Origin of the sequence: Neisseria sp. HMSC064E01, from assembly GCF_001808875.1 — a bacterium.
Taxonomy (GTDB): domain Bacteria; phylum Pseudomonadota; class Gammaproteobacteria; order Burkholderiales; family Neisseriaceae; genus Neisseria; species Neisseria sicca_A.
Genome location: NZ_KV794972.1, coordinates 10,860 through 25,960, shown reverse-complemented (window position 1 = coordinate 25,960; position 15,101 = coordinate 10,860). Strand labels below are relative to the sequence as shown.

Annotated in this window: 19 protein-coding genes, 2 tRNA genes, 1 pseudogene and 1 riboswitch; of the genes and pseudogenes, 12 read left to right on the top strand and 10 right to left on the bottom strand. The window is 50.2% G+C overall.

Annotation, left to right across the window (positions count from 1 at the left end; genetic code table 11):
• Positions 1–67 precede the first annotated feature (67 nt).
• Positions 68–143, top strand: a tRNA-Val gene (locus HMPREF2572_RS12080).
• 32 nt (positions 144–175) lie between these two features.
• Positions 176–252: transfer RNA gene (locus tag HMPREF2572_RS12075), tRNA-Asp, on the top strand.
• 115 nt (positions 253–367) lie between these two features.
• On the opposite strand, the gene HMPREF2572_RS12070 is transcribed toward HMPREF2572_RS12075, so the two are convergent.
• From HMPREF2572_RS12070 to gcvT, 9 genes and pseudogenes are all read right to left on the bottom strand, one after another.
• Positions 368–610, bottom strand: a complete 243-nt coding sequence (locus HMPREF2572_RS12070; protein ID WP_070498867.1) for a sodium:glutamate symporter — start codon at positions 608–610, stop codon at positions 368–370.
• Complete coding sequence (locus HMPREF2572_RS12065; protein WP_070498866.1) at positions 610–1,107, bottom strand: hypothetical protein; 498 nt, start codon at positions 1,105–1,107, stop codon at positions 610–612. The genes HMPREF2572_RS12070 and HMPREF2572_RS12065 overlap by 1 nt, the downstream gene beginning before the upstream one ends.
• A 137-nt stretch (positions 1,108–1,244) precedes the next feature.
• Entirely contained in the window at positions 1,245–1,871 is a 627-nt protein-coding gene (locus HMPREF2572_RS12060) for an arylesterase (RefSeq protein WP_070498865.1), read from the bottom strand.
• A gap of 42 nt (positions 1,872–1,913) precedes the next feature.
• Positions 1,914–2,615 carry an energy transducer TonB gene (locus tag HMPREF2572_RS12055; protein ID WP_070498864.1) on the bottom strand — a complete coding sequence of 234 codons (702 nt, stop codon included), beginning with the start codon at positions 2,613–2,615 and terminating at the stop codon, positions 1,914–1,916.
• A 26-nt stretch (positions 2,616–2,641) separates the two neighbouring features.
• A pseudogene (locus tag HMPREF2572_RS15290) lies at positions 2,642–2,932 on the bottom strand (hypothetical protein); the annotation flags it as partial.
• A gap of 37 nt (positions 2,933–2,969) precedes the next feature.
• Positions 2,970–3,521 carry a DNA-3-methyladenine glycosylase I gene (locus tag HMPREF2572_RS12050; RefSeq protein WP_070498863.1) on the bottom strand — a complete coding sequence of 184 codons (552 nt, stop codon included), beginning with the start codon at positions 3,519–3,521 and terminating at the stop codon, positions 2,970–2,972.
• 107 nt (positions 3,522–3,628) lie between these two features.
• Positions 3,629–4,015, bottom strand: coding sequence for a glycine cleavage system protein GcvH (gene gcvH, locus HMPREF2572_RS12045; RefSeq protein ID WP_070498862.1), 387 nt, complete (start codon positions 4,013–4,015; stop codon positions 3,629–3,631).
• A gap of 66 nt (positions 4,016–4,081) precedes the next feature.
• A complete protein-coding gene (locus HMPREF2572_RS12040) occupies positions 4,082–4,531 on the bottom strand; it encodes an Ivy family c-type lysozyme inhibitor (RefSeq protein WP_039404759.1) in 450 nt (149 codons plus the stop codon).
• A gap of 83 nt (positions 4,532–4,614) precedes the next feature.
• The gene (gcvT, locus tag HMPREF2572_RS12035) at positions 4,615–5,712 is read right to left on the bottom strand and encodes a glycine cleavage system aminomethyltransferase GcvT (protein ID WP_070498861.1); all 1,098 of its coding nucleotides are present in this window, start codon (positions 5,710–5,712) and stop codon (positions 4,615–4,617) included.
• 204 nt (positions 5,713–5,916) lie between these two features.
• Positions 5,917–6,013: riboswitch (glycine riboswitch) on the bottom strand.
• A gap of 280 nt (positions 6,014–6,293) precedes the next feature.
• Here gcvT and HMPREF2572_RS12030 point away from each other — a divergent pair.
• From HMPREF2572_RS12030 to HMPREF2572_RS12015, 4 genes are all read left to right on the top strand, one after another.
• Positions 6,294–6,776 (top strand): Lrp/AsnC family transcriptional regulator, encoded by a 483-nt coding sequence (locus HMPREF2572_RS12030; protein WP_070498860.1) that lies wholly within the window; start codon positions 6,294–6,296, stop codon positions 6,774–6,776.
• Between the two features lie 161 nt (positions 6,777–6,937).
• Positions 6,938–7,525, top strand: a complete 588-nt coding sequence (locus HMPREF2572_RS12025) for a DUF1415 domain-containing protein (RefSeq protein ID WP_070498859.1) — start codon at positions 6,938–6,940, stop codon at positions 7,523–7,525.
• Between the two features lie 21 nt (positions 7,526–7,546).
• Positions 7,547–7,906 carry a YbaN family protein gene (locus HMPREF2572_RS12020; protein ID WP_070498858.1) on the top strand — a complete coding sequence of 120 codons (360 nt, stop codon included), beginning with the start codon at positions 7,547–7,549 and terminating at the stop codon, positions 7,904–7,906.
• 133 nt (positions 7,907–8,039) lie between these two features.
• Positions 8,040–8,660, top strand: a complete 621-nt coding sequence (locus HMPREF2572_RS12015) for an L-threonylcarbamoyladenylate synthase (protein WP_070498857.1) — start codon at positions 8,040–8,042, stop codon at positions 8,658–8,660.
• Positions 8,661–8,756: 96 nt separating this feature from the next.
• On the opposite strand, the gene HMPREF2572_RS12010 is transcribed toward HMPREF2572_RS12015, so the two are convergent.
• The gene (locus HMPREF2572_RS12010; protein WP_016687302.1) at positions 8,757–9,503 is read right to left on the bottom strand and encodes an amino acid ABC transporter permease; all 747 of its coding nucleotides are present in this window, start codon (positions 9,501–9,503) and stop codon (positions 8,757–8,759) included.
• 360 nt (positions 9,504–9,863) lie between these two features.
• Between HMPREF2572_RS12010 and yegQ the strand changes: the two genes are divergently transcribed.
• The 6 genes from yegQ (at position 9,864) to HMPREF2572_RS11980 (ending at position 14,872) form a co-directional block, all read left to right on the top strand.
• Positions 9,864–11,216 carry a prephenate-dependent tRNA uridine(34) hydroxylase TrhP gene (gene yegQ / locus HMPREF2572_RS12005; RefSeq protein ID WP_070498856.1) on the top strand — a complete coding sequence of 451 codons (1,353 nt, stop codon included), beginning with the start codon at positions 9,864–9,866 and terminating at the stop codon, positions 11,214–11,216.
• A gap of 56 nt (positions 11,217–11,272) precedes the next feature.
• Positions 11,273–11,473, top strand: a complete 201-nt coding sequence (locus tag HMPREF2572_RS12000; protein WP_070498855.1) for a hypothetical protein — start codon at positions 11,273–11,275, stop codon at positions 11,471–11,473.
• A 227-nt stretch (positions 11,474–11,700) separates the two neighbouring features.
• Positions 11,701–12,438: a methionine ABC transporter ATP-binding protein gene (locus HMPREF2572_RS11995; protein ID WP_070498854.1), complete on the top strand. Its 738-nt coding sequence runs from the start codon at positions 11,701–11,703 to the stop codon at positions 12,436–12,438.
• Position 12,439: 1 nt separating this feature from the next.
• Positions 12,440–13,126, top strand: a complete 687-nt coding sequence (locus HMPREF2572_RS11990; protein WP_070498853.1) for a methionine ABC transporter permease — start codon at positions 12,440–12,442, stop codon at positions 13,124–13,126.
• A 78-nt stretch (positions 13,127–13,204) separates the two neighbouring features.
• Positions 13,205–13,849 (top strand): hypothetical protein, encoded by a 645-nt coding sequence (locus HMPREF2572_RS11985; RefSeq protein WP_070498852.1) that lies wholly within the window; start codon positions 13,205–13,207, stop codon positions 13,847–13,849.
• 66 nt (positions 13,850–13,915) lie between these two features.
• Complete coding sequence (locus tag HMPREF2572_RS11980) at positions 13,916–14,872, top strand: MetQ/NlpA family ABC transporter substrate-binding protein (protein ID WP_070498851.1); 957 nt, start codon at positions 13,916–13,918, stop codon at positions 14,870–14,872.
• The last annotated feature ends 229 nt before the right edge of the window (positions 14,873–15,101 follow it).

The window sequence follows — 15,101 nt, the reverse complement described above, 5'->3', positions numbered from 1 at the left end:
CGGGTTCGAGCCCCGTCCGCCGCGCCAAATTTCAAAAATACTGACATTGTCGGTATTTTTTATTTTCGGGTGATTAGCTCAGTTGGTAGAGCGTCTGCCTTACAAGCAGAATGTCGGCGGTTCGACTCCGTCATCACCCACCAAGTTTCCTTTCATTGTTGCAAAACAATGATGCGCGGTGGTAGCTCAGTTGGTTAGAGTACCGGCCTGTCACGCCGGGGGTCGCGGGTTCGAGCCCCGTCCGCCGCGCCAAATTTGAAAAATACCGGCTTTTGCCGGTATTTTTTTGCGCGTAAGAAACGAACGCAGAAAAGAGCGGTATTCAGTTTTTCAGACGACGTGCATTAGGAAGGTCGTCTGAAAAGCTTCAATCAGCGTTCTCATCGCGTTCATCATACTTTCTCAGGAAAATCACTGTCCAAATCAAGCTGATTAAAATACTGCCCAAAAAGGCAATCTCAAAAAAAACAACCAAATCCCCGAGACAACCGACCCCGCAATTTCCGCTATTGCCGCTCAGAAAAGCATTAATATAAGCGACGACATAAAGAATTGCCACAAACTCAGGAATAGCCATCAACCAAATACCTAAAACATTCAACCATTTCATCAGCGTTTTCCAACCTCGTTTTTTTCCATTTTAGGCAGCATGGTGGATGGTCCGGCGGAAGATATCATCCCTGCGGCAGCCACATATAGGCTGAACAGCCCGAATGTTGAAAAAGGAACGTTTTTCCAATTCACCAACCCCATTATCTGAAGAAGAAAGGAGGAAAAAATCCAATAATAAAATGCCGTCAAACCTGCCGCCTTCATCCTGTCTTTACTATTACATTTCAAATTCATCTTCTTGGCGGTATAACCAACAAAATAACTGGGAATACAATAAAGTAGCAACAAAAGTCCCAAAATCAATAGAGAAAATGGAAAAGCAAATTTCAAAAAGAAAAACACATCCGCCAGCAGGCTGGAAATATTTATTCCCTGAATAGGAAAAAGAAAAAAAATCAGCAATAACTGAATGATAAAAATCGGCAATCCCAATATTAAATTAGAGCGCGTGTGATTTCGATAAGGATTGAAATCTTTTTCTAGTGAATGTTCCATAATCTTTCTTCGTAAACTCTGCGAATAGCATTTACGCTAAACACTTATCCCTCTCTCTACAAGATTCGTATCCCTTTTCTTTTTAAAAGGTCGTCTGAAAACAACAATTCCGAGTAAAATTGCCTTTTACTTTACGCCTACAAAAACCCCTCTTCCCGCAAAAACCTCTCCAACTTTTCCGCAAATATCCTATACCCCGCCGCGTTGGCGTGTATTTGGTCGGATTTCAACTTCTCATCACTCAAAATTTCAGACCATGCGCCTTCAAACAAAGGGATTTTGTATTGTTCGGCAAGCTCCTGATAAAGCGGGTGATCGCTCAAATGACCGAACAATGCGCCGACGCTCAGGTGCGGTACGCCCACTAAGATGGCGGGGGTATTTTCCTTCTGCACGCTTTCGATGGTTTCGGCAATATTGTTACGGGTTTCAGCTTCGGGCAATTTGCGCAGGAAATCGTTGCCGCCTATGCTGATAAGCACGAGCTTGGGTTTACGTTGCAACAGCGCGGGCAGGCGCGACAGGGCTTGTGCGGAGGTATCGCCGGAAATGCCGCCATTGATGATGTCCCAACCGGTCAGCTTTTGCAGTTGCGCAGGATAGGATTCGGCAGGACTCGCGCCATAGCCGTAGGTCAACGAGTCACCCAAAGCAAGTACGGTATTGCCTGCGGCAATTTTCGTCTGCTTCTTGCCGGATTTACCGCCGCAAGCTGCAAGCAGTAAAACGCTTGTGTAAGTAAGAAATTTTCTTCGTGTTAGCATATTTTGTTTCTGACTTTCCAAAGTATAACGGAAGCTGCCGCATTAATTTTGCACATCTTCATCTTCAAGCCGAAAGCTGATTGGAATGTTAACCTGTGACCAAACAGGTTTTCCGTTTTCTACGCTAGGCAGAAAAATATTTCCCATTACACCTTTCCTTGCCGCATTATCCAACCTGTGGGAACCCGAACGTTTCACCACCTTAACGCTGTCCAATTTACCCTCCGGCGAAACTAGGGCCCCCAATATAACCGTCCCCTCTTCCCCATTTTCCTGCGACAACGGAGGATAGGGTATGGAGGTCATCTGACGGTACATACCGCCTTTATAGTTGTCGTCTTTACCATAGAGCAAGTAAATATGTTCCGCATAAGACGGAACGTTTTGACACACGCTCTGCACCTCGCCGTTTGCATCGGTTTGATTAGAGCAAGTTTTAGCAGGTTCATATCGCTTCGGACGATTCTGCGCCAATGCAGCTTTGCACAATGCCTTTCCTGCCGACTGATCTCGGCACACTGCGCCATCAACCCTGCCTTTTTCATTAATGACGGACAACACCGGCAACACGCCGCCCCTACGCCCGTCAGGTGTTGGAACAACCGCAACCTGTGGCTTTACCGCCTGCGGACGTTTCAAGATTTCTTCGACAGGCGGCAGTTTTTTGTCCGACATGGTGGAACATGCAGCCAGAAGAGTGGATAGCATCAAAAGTGTTAAAGCGGATGGTTTGAACATGTTCATTTTTTGTTTTCTTTATGTTTAATGATTTATCTTGCGGAGTGATTAAAAAGATTATGACATAGAAAATATGAAAAAGCTGAATTTCTAAGAACAAAGTCTGCCTTAAGGTCGTCTGAAAATAATTATAGTGGATTAACTTTAAACCAGTACGGCGTTGCCTCGCCTTAAGCTCAAAGAGAACGATTCTCTAAGGTGCTGAAGCACCCAAGTGAATGGTTCCGTACTATCTGGATTTTGGGGAATTTTGCAAAGGTCTCTATCTGTACTATCTGCGGCTTCGTCGGCTTGTCCTGATTTAAATTTAATCCACTATATTTCTGAAACCGGCAAAGCAAGTTGTCTCAAAACCCGTTTTCAGACGACCTCTGCCCATTTCGGGCGGCATTCTAAAACTCCTTGATAAACCGGACAGCTTTCAATATGCGCGCCGGGCAGGTAGCCGGTACTCATTAAAAATTCGCCGACGATTTCGCCGCCGACAAATTTGAAATGTTTTTTAAAGAGCTTCACCCACCCGGCTTTATCGAGCGGATGGTGCGCATCGAGCCAGTGTTTGAACGAGCCGTATTCCTGTTGCAACTTTTTGATTTGCCTGGCGTTGTAAATGGCGGCATTGATTTTCAGGCGGTTGCGGACGATGCCTGCATCGGCAAGCAGGCGTTCGATGTCGGCTTCGTCGAATGCGGCGACAGTGTCAATATCGAAATCTTTAAATGCAGCCCGAAACGCCTGTTGTTTCTTCAGCATCAACGTCCAGCTCAAACCCGCCTGATTGATTTCCAAAACCAGCCGTCCGAACAACTCATTGTCGTCTGAAATCGGAAAACCGTATTGCTTATCGTGGTAATGTTTGTTCGGATTGTCCGTATTGTTCGGAAGGGCGGCAACAAATTCGCAGTAATTCATGTTTTATCGGTCAAGCGAAACAAAGGTCGCCTGAAAACCTAAAACGGGGTTTCAGACGACCTTTCAAAATCAAAACGCGGCAAAATGCCTGCCGCGCCATTTTAAAATCAATCCACTTCGCCCGCGTATTGCTCGGCAGTCAGCAGGCCGTCGTAGTCTGCAGGGTTGACAGGTCTGATTTTGAAAAACCAGCCTGCACCGTAAGGGTCGCTGTTGGCGGTTTCCGGCGCGCTGGGCAAATCTTCGTTGACGGCAACGACTTCGCCTGCAATCGGCGCGTACACGTCGGACGCGGCTTTCACAGACTCAACCACACCGGCTTGTTCTTCAGCGGCAAGGTTTGCGCCGACTTCGGGCAGCTCGACGAACACGATGTCGCCCAATAACTCTTGCGCGTGGTGGGTAATGCCGACGGTGATGGTACCGTCTTCTTCAAGGCGCAGCCATTCGTGGCTGGCAACGTATTTCAGTTCGGCTGGGATGTTGTTGCTCATGGTTAATTCTCCATTGGTTTTTTGGTTTGAAGGTCGTCTGAATCATGCTGTCTCAGGCAGATTGTTTCACGGTTTTTCCAACATTGCTTCTAATTTTTGCTGATCTCGTTTATACCAATTTATTAAATAATTTTCTTCTATTCGGCTACGCGAGCCATAACGTATCACGTTTAAATATCCATTATCATTATGTTTAAACTGAATTCCCACCAACTTTCTAGAATTAATTAAAAAATAAATGATATTGTCTGAACAATTATGTGGTTCACATACTGTTGCTCGTTGGTATTTCTGTGAACCAATTATTACAGGTTCTAATGGTGTAGCAACACCCCCCGCCCCTTTCAACCAATCATCATTTTTATCTCTGACTTCTCGCCATACTTCTTGTCCCCAAATTGCTTTATACGGCTGTTTTTTCACCAAATCAAAAGGATAAATCTCTTTAGCAGAAGCAAACCCCGTAACTAGTACCCAAAATGTAGCTGCAATTGTTATAACCTTACTTTTTCTCATAAAAGTTACCTATTTCATTTTGAATTCATAATTTTCGAAGAGGACAGTAAATTACGTCCTCGTTACAAAAACTAATCTAACGTTTAAAACTGTTTCTGCCCATTACGCACAAACGGCAGCTTCAATACGCGCACGTCCACTTCCTTACCGCGCATCAGCACTTTGGCGGTATCGCCGTCAAAATCTTTCGGTACGCGGGCGATAGCGATGGATTGTTTCAGGCTGGGTGAGAATACGCCGCTGGTGGTTTCGCCTTTGCCTTTGTCGGTCAACACTTCCATATGCGCCCGCAGGATGCCGCCTTTGTCGAGCAGCAAACCGACTTGTTTGACGGCAACGCCTTTTTCTTTCAATGCCAACAAGGCGGCTTTGCCGACGAAATCGCGGCTTTCGTCTTTCAAATCAACGGTCCAACCCATGCCTGCTTCGAGCGGGCTGGTGTCGTCGTCCATATCGTTGCCGTAGAGGTTCATACCGGCTTCCATACGCAGGGTGTCGCGCGCGCCGAGGCCGCAGGGCTGTACGCCGGCTTGTTGCAGGGCTTTGAAGAATGCGACGGCTTCGGTGCCGGGCAGGATGACTTCGACGCCGTCTTCGCCGGTGTAGCCGGTGCGGGCGACAAACCAGTCGTTGCCCAAATCCGCGCCTTGGAACGGTTTGAGGTTGTGGACGACTTCCGCCCATTCGGGTTTGACGGTCAGGAGTTTTTCGATGGCTTTAGGACCTTGCACGGCAAGCATACCGAGGTCGTAACGAGGGTTGAAGGCGACGCCGAATTCTTGTCCGACTTTGTGGAACTGGGCGGTGTCTTTTTCGCGGGTCGCGCCGTTGGACACGATGCGGTATTGGGTTTCGGCTTCGTTGGTACGGTAAACGATCAAGTCGTCAATCACGCCGCCGTTGTCGTTGAGCAGCGCAGAATAAAGGGCTTTGCCGACGAAAGCGAGTTTGGCAACGTCGTTGGCGATCAGTTTGCGGAAAAAGGCTTTGGCGTTCGCTCCGGCGACGTCGGTAACGAGCATATGGGATACGTCGAACATGCCTGCGTTGGTGCGCACGGCTTCGTGTTCGGCGATTTGCGAACCATAATGGATGGGCAGCTCCCAGCCGGCAAAATCGACCAGCTTCGCGCCTGCATCTTGATGGGCTTGGTGAAACGGGGTGGTTTTCAGGGCAGTCATTCTCAGCTTCTCCGGATTTATTGTTCAGATGCCGTCCGCACATAAGCGCGGAAGACCCTATCTGTCCTTGAACCTGAGATTTTCGGCCGTACCCGCTTGATGGCAAACCAGTCTGCTCACTGCTTTGCGCGGTTGTCTGAATGGTGGTTCAGACGACCTTCTCCCCTTCGGTGGGTGCGATTGCACCACTCTCCAGATGTTTTATTTCAATGTGCAGTCCCTGTTGCCTGAGCGATTTAAGGGCATCTGCGCCTTCGGCGGCTACGCGTAACCTGATGTAGCTCTCTCCTGCACATGCCCCGATTATGGCTTGAAAAGGCGGTTTGGGCAAGCCGTCTTTTATATGGCTACCATTCGTTTTGCCCGAATTGACTAAAGCCTGTTTGCGGGGATGGAAATTAAATCAATTTGTTTGCATCCATACTTTTTAACACAGATTATTTTCAAAAATACTTTTTCATTGGTTGATTGTATGTTAAGTAAATGTTATTTGTTATATACTCTGCCTAACTGGTCGGTTTGAGCGTTCAAACGAACACAATCCGACTGATTTTCAACCTATACAACAGGGAGCAAACTAAATGATACCGATAACCTTGGATAAAACTGACCTTAAAATCTTACAAGTCCTGCAAGAAAACGGCAGATTGACCAATGTCGAATTATCCGAGCGAATCGCGCTTTCACCCTCCCCCTGCCTGCGCCGTCTGAAACAATTGGAAGACGCGGGTATCATCCGCCAGTATGCCGCCCTGCTCTCCCCCGCAGCTGTCCATCTGGGCTTGCAGGCATTTATCCGCGTTTCCATCAGCAAGGCAAAAGATGCGCGCGAAGACTTTGCGCAATCGGTGCAAGAATGGCCCGAAGTATTGAGCTGCTTTGCCCTGACCGGCGAAACCGACTACCTGCTCCACGCATTTTTTACCGATATGAACTCGTTTTCCCATTTCGTTTTGGACACGCTCCTGTCCCACCACGGCGTACAAGACGCGCAGTCTAGCTTCGTGTTGAAAGAAATCAAAAACACAACCGCCCTGCCGCTGGGACACCTCATCCCCGATTAAAAGCAAAACACAAAGGTCGTCTGAAAATGAAAACCCTGTATTTCTCAGCGTTTTCATTTTCAGACGACCTTTTTTCATCCTCATGGCGATATCCTGAAAACAGAAAGTTTTATGCTATACTTGAGAATTATTTTTAATTAAATTAAATCCAAAATTCCCGCATGACTACCCCTGACTCCGCCACCGTAACCGACCACACCCGCCAATGGCTCGAAAAAGCCGTCATCGGGCTCAACCTCTGCCCCTTCGCCAAAGCACCACACGTCAAAAACCTCGTGCGCATCAGCGTCAGCCAAGCCCGTCATCTGGACGGTTTTCTTGAAGACCTAGACCGCGAATTGCAGCTTTTGGGCGACACGCCCGCCGACGAGCTGGAAACCACCCTGCTTGTCCACCCGACCCTATTCCCCGACTTCGACACCTTCAACCAAATGCTCGACATCGCCGATGCCGCCGTTGTGGACAACGGTTTGGAAGGCATTGTCCAAATTGCCCCGTTTCATCCCGATTTCCAATTTGAAGGCACGGATTCAGACGACATCGGCAACTACACCAACCGCTCTCCCTACCCCACCCTGCACCTCATCCGCGAAGACAGCATCGCCAAAGCCGCACAAGCCTTTCCCGATGCCTCCGCTATTTTCGAGCGCAACATCGCCCTACTCGAAAAAATAGGACATGAAGGCTGGGACAAGCTCGATATTCTCCGCTGCCCGTTTGATCACGGCAAAACTAAAGAATCCGAATAAAACCGACAATAAAACAACAATATGATTCGCTACTTACTCATCTTTTGCGGCGCAGTTTCCTTACTTTTAGGTATCATCGGCATTTTCCTGCCATTGCTACCAACCACACCTTTCGTCCTGCTCGCCGCCGCCTGCTGGGCGAAAGCCTCGCCCCGCTTCCACCGCTGGCTGCACCAACACCGCTATTTCGGCCCCATGATACAAAACTGGGAAAACAACGGCGCCGTCCCGCGCAAAGCCAAAATCTTCGCCATCAGCATGATGAGCCTATCCTGCATCTTCATGTTTTGGCGCTTCCCCGAACAATGGTGGATAGGCACAGCGTCCACATTGGGCTGCGGCTGCGTCGCCGTCTGGATGTGGCTGCGTCCCGAACCCTGATTCGTGTTCAAAATTCAAGGTCGTCTGAAAACGCGGCTTCCGTTCCGAAACCGTATTTTCAGACGACCTTTTGTCATTTCAAAGCATCGGTTTTAAAATATCGGCAACACAAACCATCAAAAGGAAAGCCGTCATGGCACAATTCTTCGCCATCCACCCCGACAACCCGCAGGAACGCCTGATCAAACAAGCCGCCGACATCGTCCGCAGTGGCGGAGTCATCGTGTACCCCACCGACTCCTGCTACGCGCTCGGCTGCAAACTCGGCGACAAAGCCGCGATGGAACGCATCCTCGCCATCCGCAAAATCGACTTGAAGCACCACCTGACCCTCATGTGCGCCGATTTGAGCGAATTGGGCACTTATGCCAAAGTCGACAACGCCCAATTCCGCCAGCTCAAAGCCGCCACCCCGGGCAGCTACACCTTTATCCTGCAAGCGACCAAAGAAGTCCCCAACCGCACGCTGCACCCGAAACGCAAAACCATCGGCCTGCGCGTTCCCGACAACAACATCGCCTTGAGCCTGTTACAGGAATTGGGCGAGCCGCTACTCAGTTGCACCCTGATGCTGCCCGAAGACGACGAGCCGCTGACCGACCCTTACGAAATCCGCGACCGCCTCGAACACGCCGTCGATTTGGTCATTGACGGCGGCTGGTGCGGCACCGAGCCGACCACCGTCATCGACATGACCGACGGCACGGAACTCATCCGCCAAGGCAAAGGCGACATCTCCTTGTTTGGTCTGTAAGACCTAAAAAACTAAAAGGTCGTCTGAAAACCCGAATCGGTTTTCAGACGACCTTTTGACATTGCCCTAGCCGAAAACAATCGGCTTATTCGAAAATCAACGATGCTGCGGGTTGTACCGGTTTTCCAAGCGCAGGAACACCCAGCCCAAGAAAGTTGTCATCATGAGATAAATCAGCGCGACGGTATAGAGCGGTTCTTCATAAACAGAATAGCGACCGCTAATCGTACTTTGCACATAAGCCAGCTCCGCCACAGCGATGACGGACAAGAGCGAACTGTCTTTCAAGAGCGTAATAAATTCGCTGGCAAGCGGCGGCAGCATACGGCGCAATGCCTGCGGAAGAATCACATAGCGCATCGCCTGCGGATAAGTCAGACCCAGCGAACGTGCCGCTTCCATCTGACCGCGGTCGATGGACTGGATGCCCGCGCGGAAAATCTCGCAGATATAAGCGCCGGAGTTGGCAATCAAGGCAAGCGAACCGGCAATCAGCGCGCCGTAAGAACGTCGGATGTCCACCGCCTGATCGCCGTTAATCAGCAAACCATCAGTAGGATGAACGAAAAACGGGAACCAGACGTAAGACCAAATCACAATCTGCACAAACAGCGGCGTACCACGGAACAGCGTTACATAAAGCAGCGAAACCTTACGCAAAACCCAAGCCAGCGCGCGCATGGGCGCACCCGCCTTTTCCAGATGAATCAAGCGCGCCAGCGCGAGCAGCAGACCCAATACGGAGCCGCCCGCCGTCGCCACTACGGTCAAACCCAGCGTCGTCAGCGCGCCGTAGAAAAACATCCAGCGGTATTCGTAAATAATGTCAAACCGAAAATCCATACTCGTCCGCCTGTCTAAAACTCTGGGAAACGGATTGCGACAGCCGCCCGATTCCCGAACATTGGAAAAATGAAACTCGATATTTTACAAGAAAATACATTATTTGAATGCCTTTTTGTTAAATTAATCGGGTTGCCGTCCGTTTTTTTACATTTCCCCATCCGTCGCGCCTATCCGCCCGTTGCCATTTTGAAACCTGTTTTCTTCTGAAAAAACAACGCAAAACAGTCCACGCACACACCCGCAAAATTGACCGTCCCGACAAAAAGGCGGATAATCCGCCCATCCTTAAAACACCGTTTCAGACGACCTTTTCCCGTGATTTAAAAGGTCGTCTGAAACCTTTTATAAAGCACGAACATGAAAGCACCCGAACTCCTCCTTCCCGCCGGCGGCCTCGAACGTATGCGCGCCGCCTACGATTACGGCGCAGACGCCGTTTATGCCGGCAGCCCGCGTTATTCCCTGCGCGCCCGCAACAACGAATTTGCCAAACTCGACGTCCTCGAGCAAGGCATTAAAGAAGCGCACGAGCGCAACAAAAAATTCTTTTTGACCGTCAACACCCTGCCGCACAATTCCAAGCTCAAAACCTTCGTCGCCGACATGGAGCCGCTGATTGCCATGAAACCCGACGCGCTGATTATGGCGGATCCGGGTTTGATTATGACCGTGCGCGAAAAATGGCCGGAAATGCCGATTCACCTGTCCGTACAGGCGAACACCACCAACTACTGGGGCGTGAAATTTTGGCAGAACATCGGCGTCGAACGCATTATTCTGTCGCGCGAATTGAGCATGGAAGAAATCGCCGAAATCCGCCAAGAATGCCCCGACATCGAACTCGAAGTCTTCATCCACGGCGCATTGTGCATCGCCTACTCAGGCCGTTGCCTGTTGTCCGGCTACTTCAACCACCGCGACCCCAACCAAGGTACCTGCACCAACTCCTGCCGCTGGGATTACAAAGTCCACAACGCCACTGAAAGCGATGCGGGCGACGCCCAGCTTCTGCCAGGTTTCAACTTTGAAAAAGCCCAAGAAGAAGCCAACCAAAACTTCGAAGGCATCAACGGTCAGAAACGCCACCCCTACGCCGACAAAGTTTTCCTGATTGAAGAGTCTAACCGCCCCGGCGAAATGATGCCGATTATGGAAGACGAACACGGCACCTACATCATGAATTCCAAAGACCTGCGCGGCATCGAAGTCGTTGAAAAACTCGCCAAAATCGGCGTGGACAGCCTCAAAGTCGAAGGCCGCACCAAGTCGCTCTACTACGTCGCCCGCGTCGCCCAGTCCTACCGCAAAGCGATTGACGATGCCGTTGCAGGCCGTCCGTTCGACTACGGCTTGTTGAGCGAACTCGAAGGCCTCGCCAACCGCGGCTACACCAGCGGCTTCCTCGAACGCCACCAAACCCAAGACTACCAAAACTACCTCAGCGGCCATTCCACCGCCAAACAAAGCCAATACGTCGGACACGTTACCGAAATCGACGCCGAAGGCTGGGCAACGGTGGAAGTCAAAAACCGCTTTGCCGTCGGCGACACCTTGGAAATCATCCATCCCGAAGGCAACCAAACCATCACGCTGGAACAAATGACCCGCAAAGGCGCAGCCGTCGAAGTCGCCCCGGGCAACGGCATCCAAGTCAAAATCCCGAATATGCAGGGTAAAGAAAAAGCCTTGCTGGCGCGGGTTATCAAATAATCAAAAGGTCGTCTGAAAATTTTCAGACGACCTTTTGTCTTTTGTTAAGGAATTGTATGAACGAAGAAACCAAACAGGCGGCTCAGACCATAGGTCGTCTGAAACGTAAAGCCAGCGACGAAGAACGGCTGCAAGGCTGGCGCGAAACCTGCGCCGAACAAGGATTAAGCGGCGAATTTATCCTGACCGCGAAGCTCAACGGCACGGCGTATACCGAGGAAGAAGCCCGCATGGTGGCGGAGCTTTTCGGCAAATAAACTGACAATTTATTATTTTAAAATTACAAATCATATCAAAACTTGACAAAGCTACCGATTTTGATTATAGTCGTATCTGAGTTAACATTGCCGATTTGACACAGCTTGCGGGCATAAACAGCTAAAGCGTATTTTCATTTTCTGCTGTTTTTATTCCTTTCTTTATATCCAAGCCCGTTGTGTACAGCATCGGGCTTCTTTTTTTCCGGAAGTATCAGGAAGTATTTATGATTATTTTGGACAACGTTTCCAAACATTACCAAACGCGCGACAAAACCCGTTTTGCCGCCGTCGAGCCGACCAGCCTCGAAATCCAAGATGGCGAAATCTTCGGTCTAATGGGCTATTCCGGCGCGGGCAAGTCTACCCTGTTGCGCCTGATTAACCTGTTGGAACGTCCCGACAGCGGCAAGGTCAATGTGTGCGGACAAGAGCTGACCGCGCTTGATGCCGCCACATTGCGTCAGGCGCGGCAGAATATCGGCATGGTGTTTCAGCAGTTCAATCTTTTGAGCAACCGCACCGTCGCCGACAATGTCGCCTTTCCTTTGGAAATCGCCGGATGGTCGTCTGAAAAAATCAAAGAACGCGTTAAAGAATGCCTTGAAATCGTCGGCTTGACCGAACGCGCCGACCATTACCCCGCCCAGCTTTCCGGCGGACAAAAACAACGCGTCGGCATCGCCCGCGCGCTTGCGCCCAAACCTCAAGTCATCCTCGCCGACGAACCGACTTCCGCCCTCGATCCCGCCACCACGCGCAGCGTCTTGGAATGTTTGGAAGACATCAATAAACGCTTCAACGTCACCATCGTCATCGTAACCCACGAAATGAGCGTCATCCGCCGCCTGTGCGACCGCGCCGCCCTCTTGGATAAAGGAAAAGTGGTGGAAATCGTCGAAGTACGCGGCAACCAAATCCACGCCCAATCCGAAATCGGGCGCGAACTGATTCGGGAGGACTGATATGGCAGACTTAACATTCGAACAAGCCGTTTCCACCATCGTCGGCATGAAAGACGAAATCGTCCGCGCCTTAGGTGAAACCTTCGTCATGGTCGGACTCTCCACCACGTTTGCCGTCATCTTCGGCACGCTACTGGGCGTCTTGCTTTTTGTGACTTCCAGCCGCCAGCTGCATTACAACAAGCCGGTGAATTTCCTGCTCGACAACTTAGTCAACCTGATGCGCGCCTTTCCCTTCGTCATTCTCATGATTGCCATGATACCCGCCACCCGCGCCATCGTTGGTAGCACCATCGGCCCGATTGCCGCCTCGCTGGTATTGAGCGTGTCCGGTCTGTTTTACTTCGCCCGACTGGTGGAACAAAACCTGCGCGAAGTCCCCAAAGGCGTGATTGAAGCCGCCACCGCCATGGGCGCATCGCCGCTTGCCATCGTCCGCAAAGTCCTCTTGAACGAAGCGCGCGCGGGCATGGTTTCCAGCATCACCGTCCTTGCCATCGGCCTGCTCTCATACAGCGCGGCGGCAGGCATGATAGGTGGCGGCGGCTTGGGCGACCTTGCCATCCGCTACGGCTACTACCGCTATCAAACCGAAGTCATCATCTTCATCGTCGCCATCCTCGTGTTGCTCGTTATCCTGATTCAAAGCACCGGCAACGCATTGGCGCGGAAATTGGACAAACGTTAAACCTCACAAACGTAAACAAGGTCGTCTGAAAATACACCTGATGCATTTTCAGACGACCTTTTGAGTGAAAAATACAACATGAAATCCGCCAAAAAAATTCTAATTGCCGTTTATTTAGTCAATATCGGCAATATCCTTTGGTACTTTATCGGCCCCATGAACCATATGCCGAAAATATGGTACATAGGGCTGAGTATCGGCATCTTTCTTGCCCAACTCGTCATCTTGGAAAAATTAGAACACCCGCCCTCCGACGTCAACGCGCACAACAGCAAAATGATGCGTAACGATATGGGTTTCTTCATTTTATTGTGTGTCGGGCTATTGGTTGTCTTTATGATATGGTCCCTTATCGCCTCCCCTGTCCCCATCTGGGGCATCCTTTCATTTGACGATATGGTTTCCATAGGGGAAATGAACGGATCAATTGGCACGATGGACATCGATGAAATGGGCGAAATCAGCGAGCCGGATGAAAGTGCCATGATGGCTGAAGACTATGATGATGAAATGGACGGACACGCCGTAATCGACGGAACAGATGAAATGTATGAAAGTGCCGATACCGCCTTTGATATTTCTCCGTTCGCCACCTCGTTGGATTGGCTTAAAATCATCTCAGCCCTGACTTTTAAAGCAGGATTGATTTGGCTGTGTTACCGTTCCGTCAAAGGGCTGTACTTCACGATAAAAAACCGTCCCGTTTCCCATAAATGGATTTAAAATTCAACCTGTCCCGACGGCAGAGGCCGTCTGAAAAATCGACTTAACACTTACCAGGAGTAAAACATGCAGACAAACACCTTCTTCAAAACCCTTTCCGCCGCCGCGCTCGCCGTAGTACTCGCAGCCTGCGGCGGTCAAAAAGACAGCACACCTGCCGCATCCGCCGCATCGCCTGCCGCCGACAATGGCGCCAAAAAAGAAATCGTCTTCGGCACGACCGTCGGCGACTTCGGCGATATGGTCAAAGACCAAATCAAACCTGCGCTGGAGAAAAAAGGTTATACCGTCAAATTGGTCGAATTCACCGACTACGTCCGCCCCAACCTCGCTTTGGCAGAAGGCGAACTGGACATCAACATTTTCCAACACAAGCCTTATTTGGACGACTTCAAAAAAGAACACAAATTAGACATCACCGAAGTCTTCCAAGTGCCGACCGCGCCTTTGGGTCTGTATCCGGGCAAACTGAAATCGCTGGATGAAGTCAAAGACGGCAGCAGCGTTTCCGCGCCTAACGACCCGTCCAACTTCGCCCGCGCGCTGGTGATGTTGAACGAATTGGGCTGGGTTAAGCTGAAAGACGGTGTTAATCCACTGACCGCTTCCAAAGCCGACATCGCCGAAAACCTGAAAAACATCAAAATCGTAGAACTTGAAGCCGCACAACTGCCGCGCAGCCGCGCCGACGTTGATTTCGCCGTCGTTAACGGCAACTACGCCATGAGCAGCGGCATGAAGCTGACCGAATCCCTGTTCCAAGAACCGAGCTTCGCCTACGTCAACTGGGCAGCCGTCAAAACCGCCGACAAAGACAGCCAATGGCTCAAAGACGTGACCGAAGCCTACAACTCCGACGAGTTTAAAGCCTACGCGCGCCAACGCTTCGCAGGTTACAAATACCCTGCCGCATGGGGTGAAAACGCCGCAGCCGGCGCGAAAGCCGAAGCCGCTTCTACTGCTTCAGCAGCAAGTGCCACAGCAGCCTCCGCAGCAAACTCCGGCGCTTCCGCAGCAAAATAAACTGTAAGTCCTAAGTAAAAGGTCGTCTGAAAACCCAAATCAGGTTTCAGACGACCTTTTTGCCGTATATAGCGGTCAAATACATTCAACGCAAAGCAAGGCACCCCAATCTAATGCTGAAAGTTTGGTTTTCATTAGGCGTTCCTTAATATTTCCGTATTTAAAGCGGCATAAATCTTGTTTTGCCTGTCCAAAATTTGAATTTATAGTGGATTAACTTTAAACCAGT

Bases quoted from the DNA above. Each gene is read 5' to 3' on its own strand.
- HMPREF2572_RS12050 (WP_070498863.1), bottom strand. From the start codon at position 3,521: ATGAATTACTGCGAATTTGTTGCCGCCCTTCCGAACAATACGGACAAT.
- gcvH (WP_070498862.1), bottom strand. From the start codon at position 4,015: ATGAGCAACAACATCCCAGCCGAACTGAAATACGTTGCCAGCCACGAA.
- HMPREF2572_RS12060 (WP_070498865.1), bottom strand. From the start codon at position 1,871: ATGCTAACACGAAGAAAATTTCTTACTTACACAAGCGTTTTACTGCTT.
- HMPREF2572_RS12030 (WP_070498860.1), top strand. From the start codon at position 6,294: ATGATACCGATAACCTTGGATAAAACTGACCTTAAAATCTTACAAGTC.
- HMPREF2572_RS12025 (WP_070498859.1), top strand. From the start codon at position 6,938: ATGACTACCCCTGACTCCGCCACCGTAACCGACCACACCCGCCAATGG.
- yegQ (WP_070498856.1), top strand. From the start codon at position 9,864: ATGAAAGCACCCGAACTCCTCCTTCCCGCCGGCGGCCTCGAACGTATG.
- gcvT (WP_070498861.1), bottom strand. From the start codon at position 5,712: ATGACTGCCCTGAAAACCACCCCGTTTCACCAAGCCCATCAAGATGCA.
- HMPREF2572_RS11985 (WP_070498852.1), top strand. From the start codon at position 13,205: ATGAAATCCGCCAAAAAAATTCTAATTGCCGTTTATTTAGTCAATATC.
- HMPREF2572_RS12055 (WP_070498864.1), bottom strand. From the start codon at position 2,615: ATGAACATGTTCAAACCATCCGCTTTAACACTTTTGATGCTATCCACT.
- HMPREF2572_RS12000 (WP_070498855.1), top strand. From the start codon at position 11,273: ATGAACGAAGAAACCAAACAGGCGGCTCAGACCATAGGTCGTCTGAAA.
- HMPREF2572_RS12015 (WP_070498857.1), top strand. From the start codon at position 8,040: ATGGCACAATTCTTCGCCATCCACCCCGACAACCCGCAGGAACGCCTG.
- HMPREF2572_RS12040 (WP_039404759.1), bottom strand. From the start codon at position 4,531: ATGAGAAAAAGTAAGGTTATAACAATTGCAGCTACATTTTGGGTACTA.
- HMPREF2572_RS12070 (WP_070498867.1), bottom strand. From the start codon at position 610: ATGAAATGGTTGAATGTTTTAGGTATTTGGTTGATGGCTATTCCTGAG.
- HMPREF2572_RS12065 (WP_070498866.1), bottom strand. From the start codon at position 1,107: ATGGAACATTCACTAGAAAAAGATTTCAATCCTTATCGAAATCACACG.
- HMPREF2572_RS11990 (WP_070498853.1), top strand. From the start codon at position 12,440: ATGGCAGACTTAACATTCGAACAAGCCGTTTCCACCATCGTCGGCATG.
- HMPREF2572_RS11980 (WP_070498851.1), top strand. From the start codon at position 13,916: ATGCAGACAAACACCTTCTTCAAAACCCTTTCCGCCGCCGCGCTCGCC.
- HMPREF2572_RS11995 (WP_070498854.1), top strand. From the start codon at position 11,701: ATGATTATTTTGGACAACGTTTCCAAACATTACCAAACGCGCGACAAA.
- HMPREF2572_RS12010 (WP_016687302.1), bottom strand. From the start codon at position 9,503: ATGGATTTTCGGTTTGACATTATTTACGAATACCGCTGGATGTTTTTC.
- HMPREF2572_RS12020 (WP_070498858.1), top strand. From the start codon at position 7,547: ATGATTCGCTACTTACTCATCTTTTGCGGCGCAGTTTCCTTACTTTTA.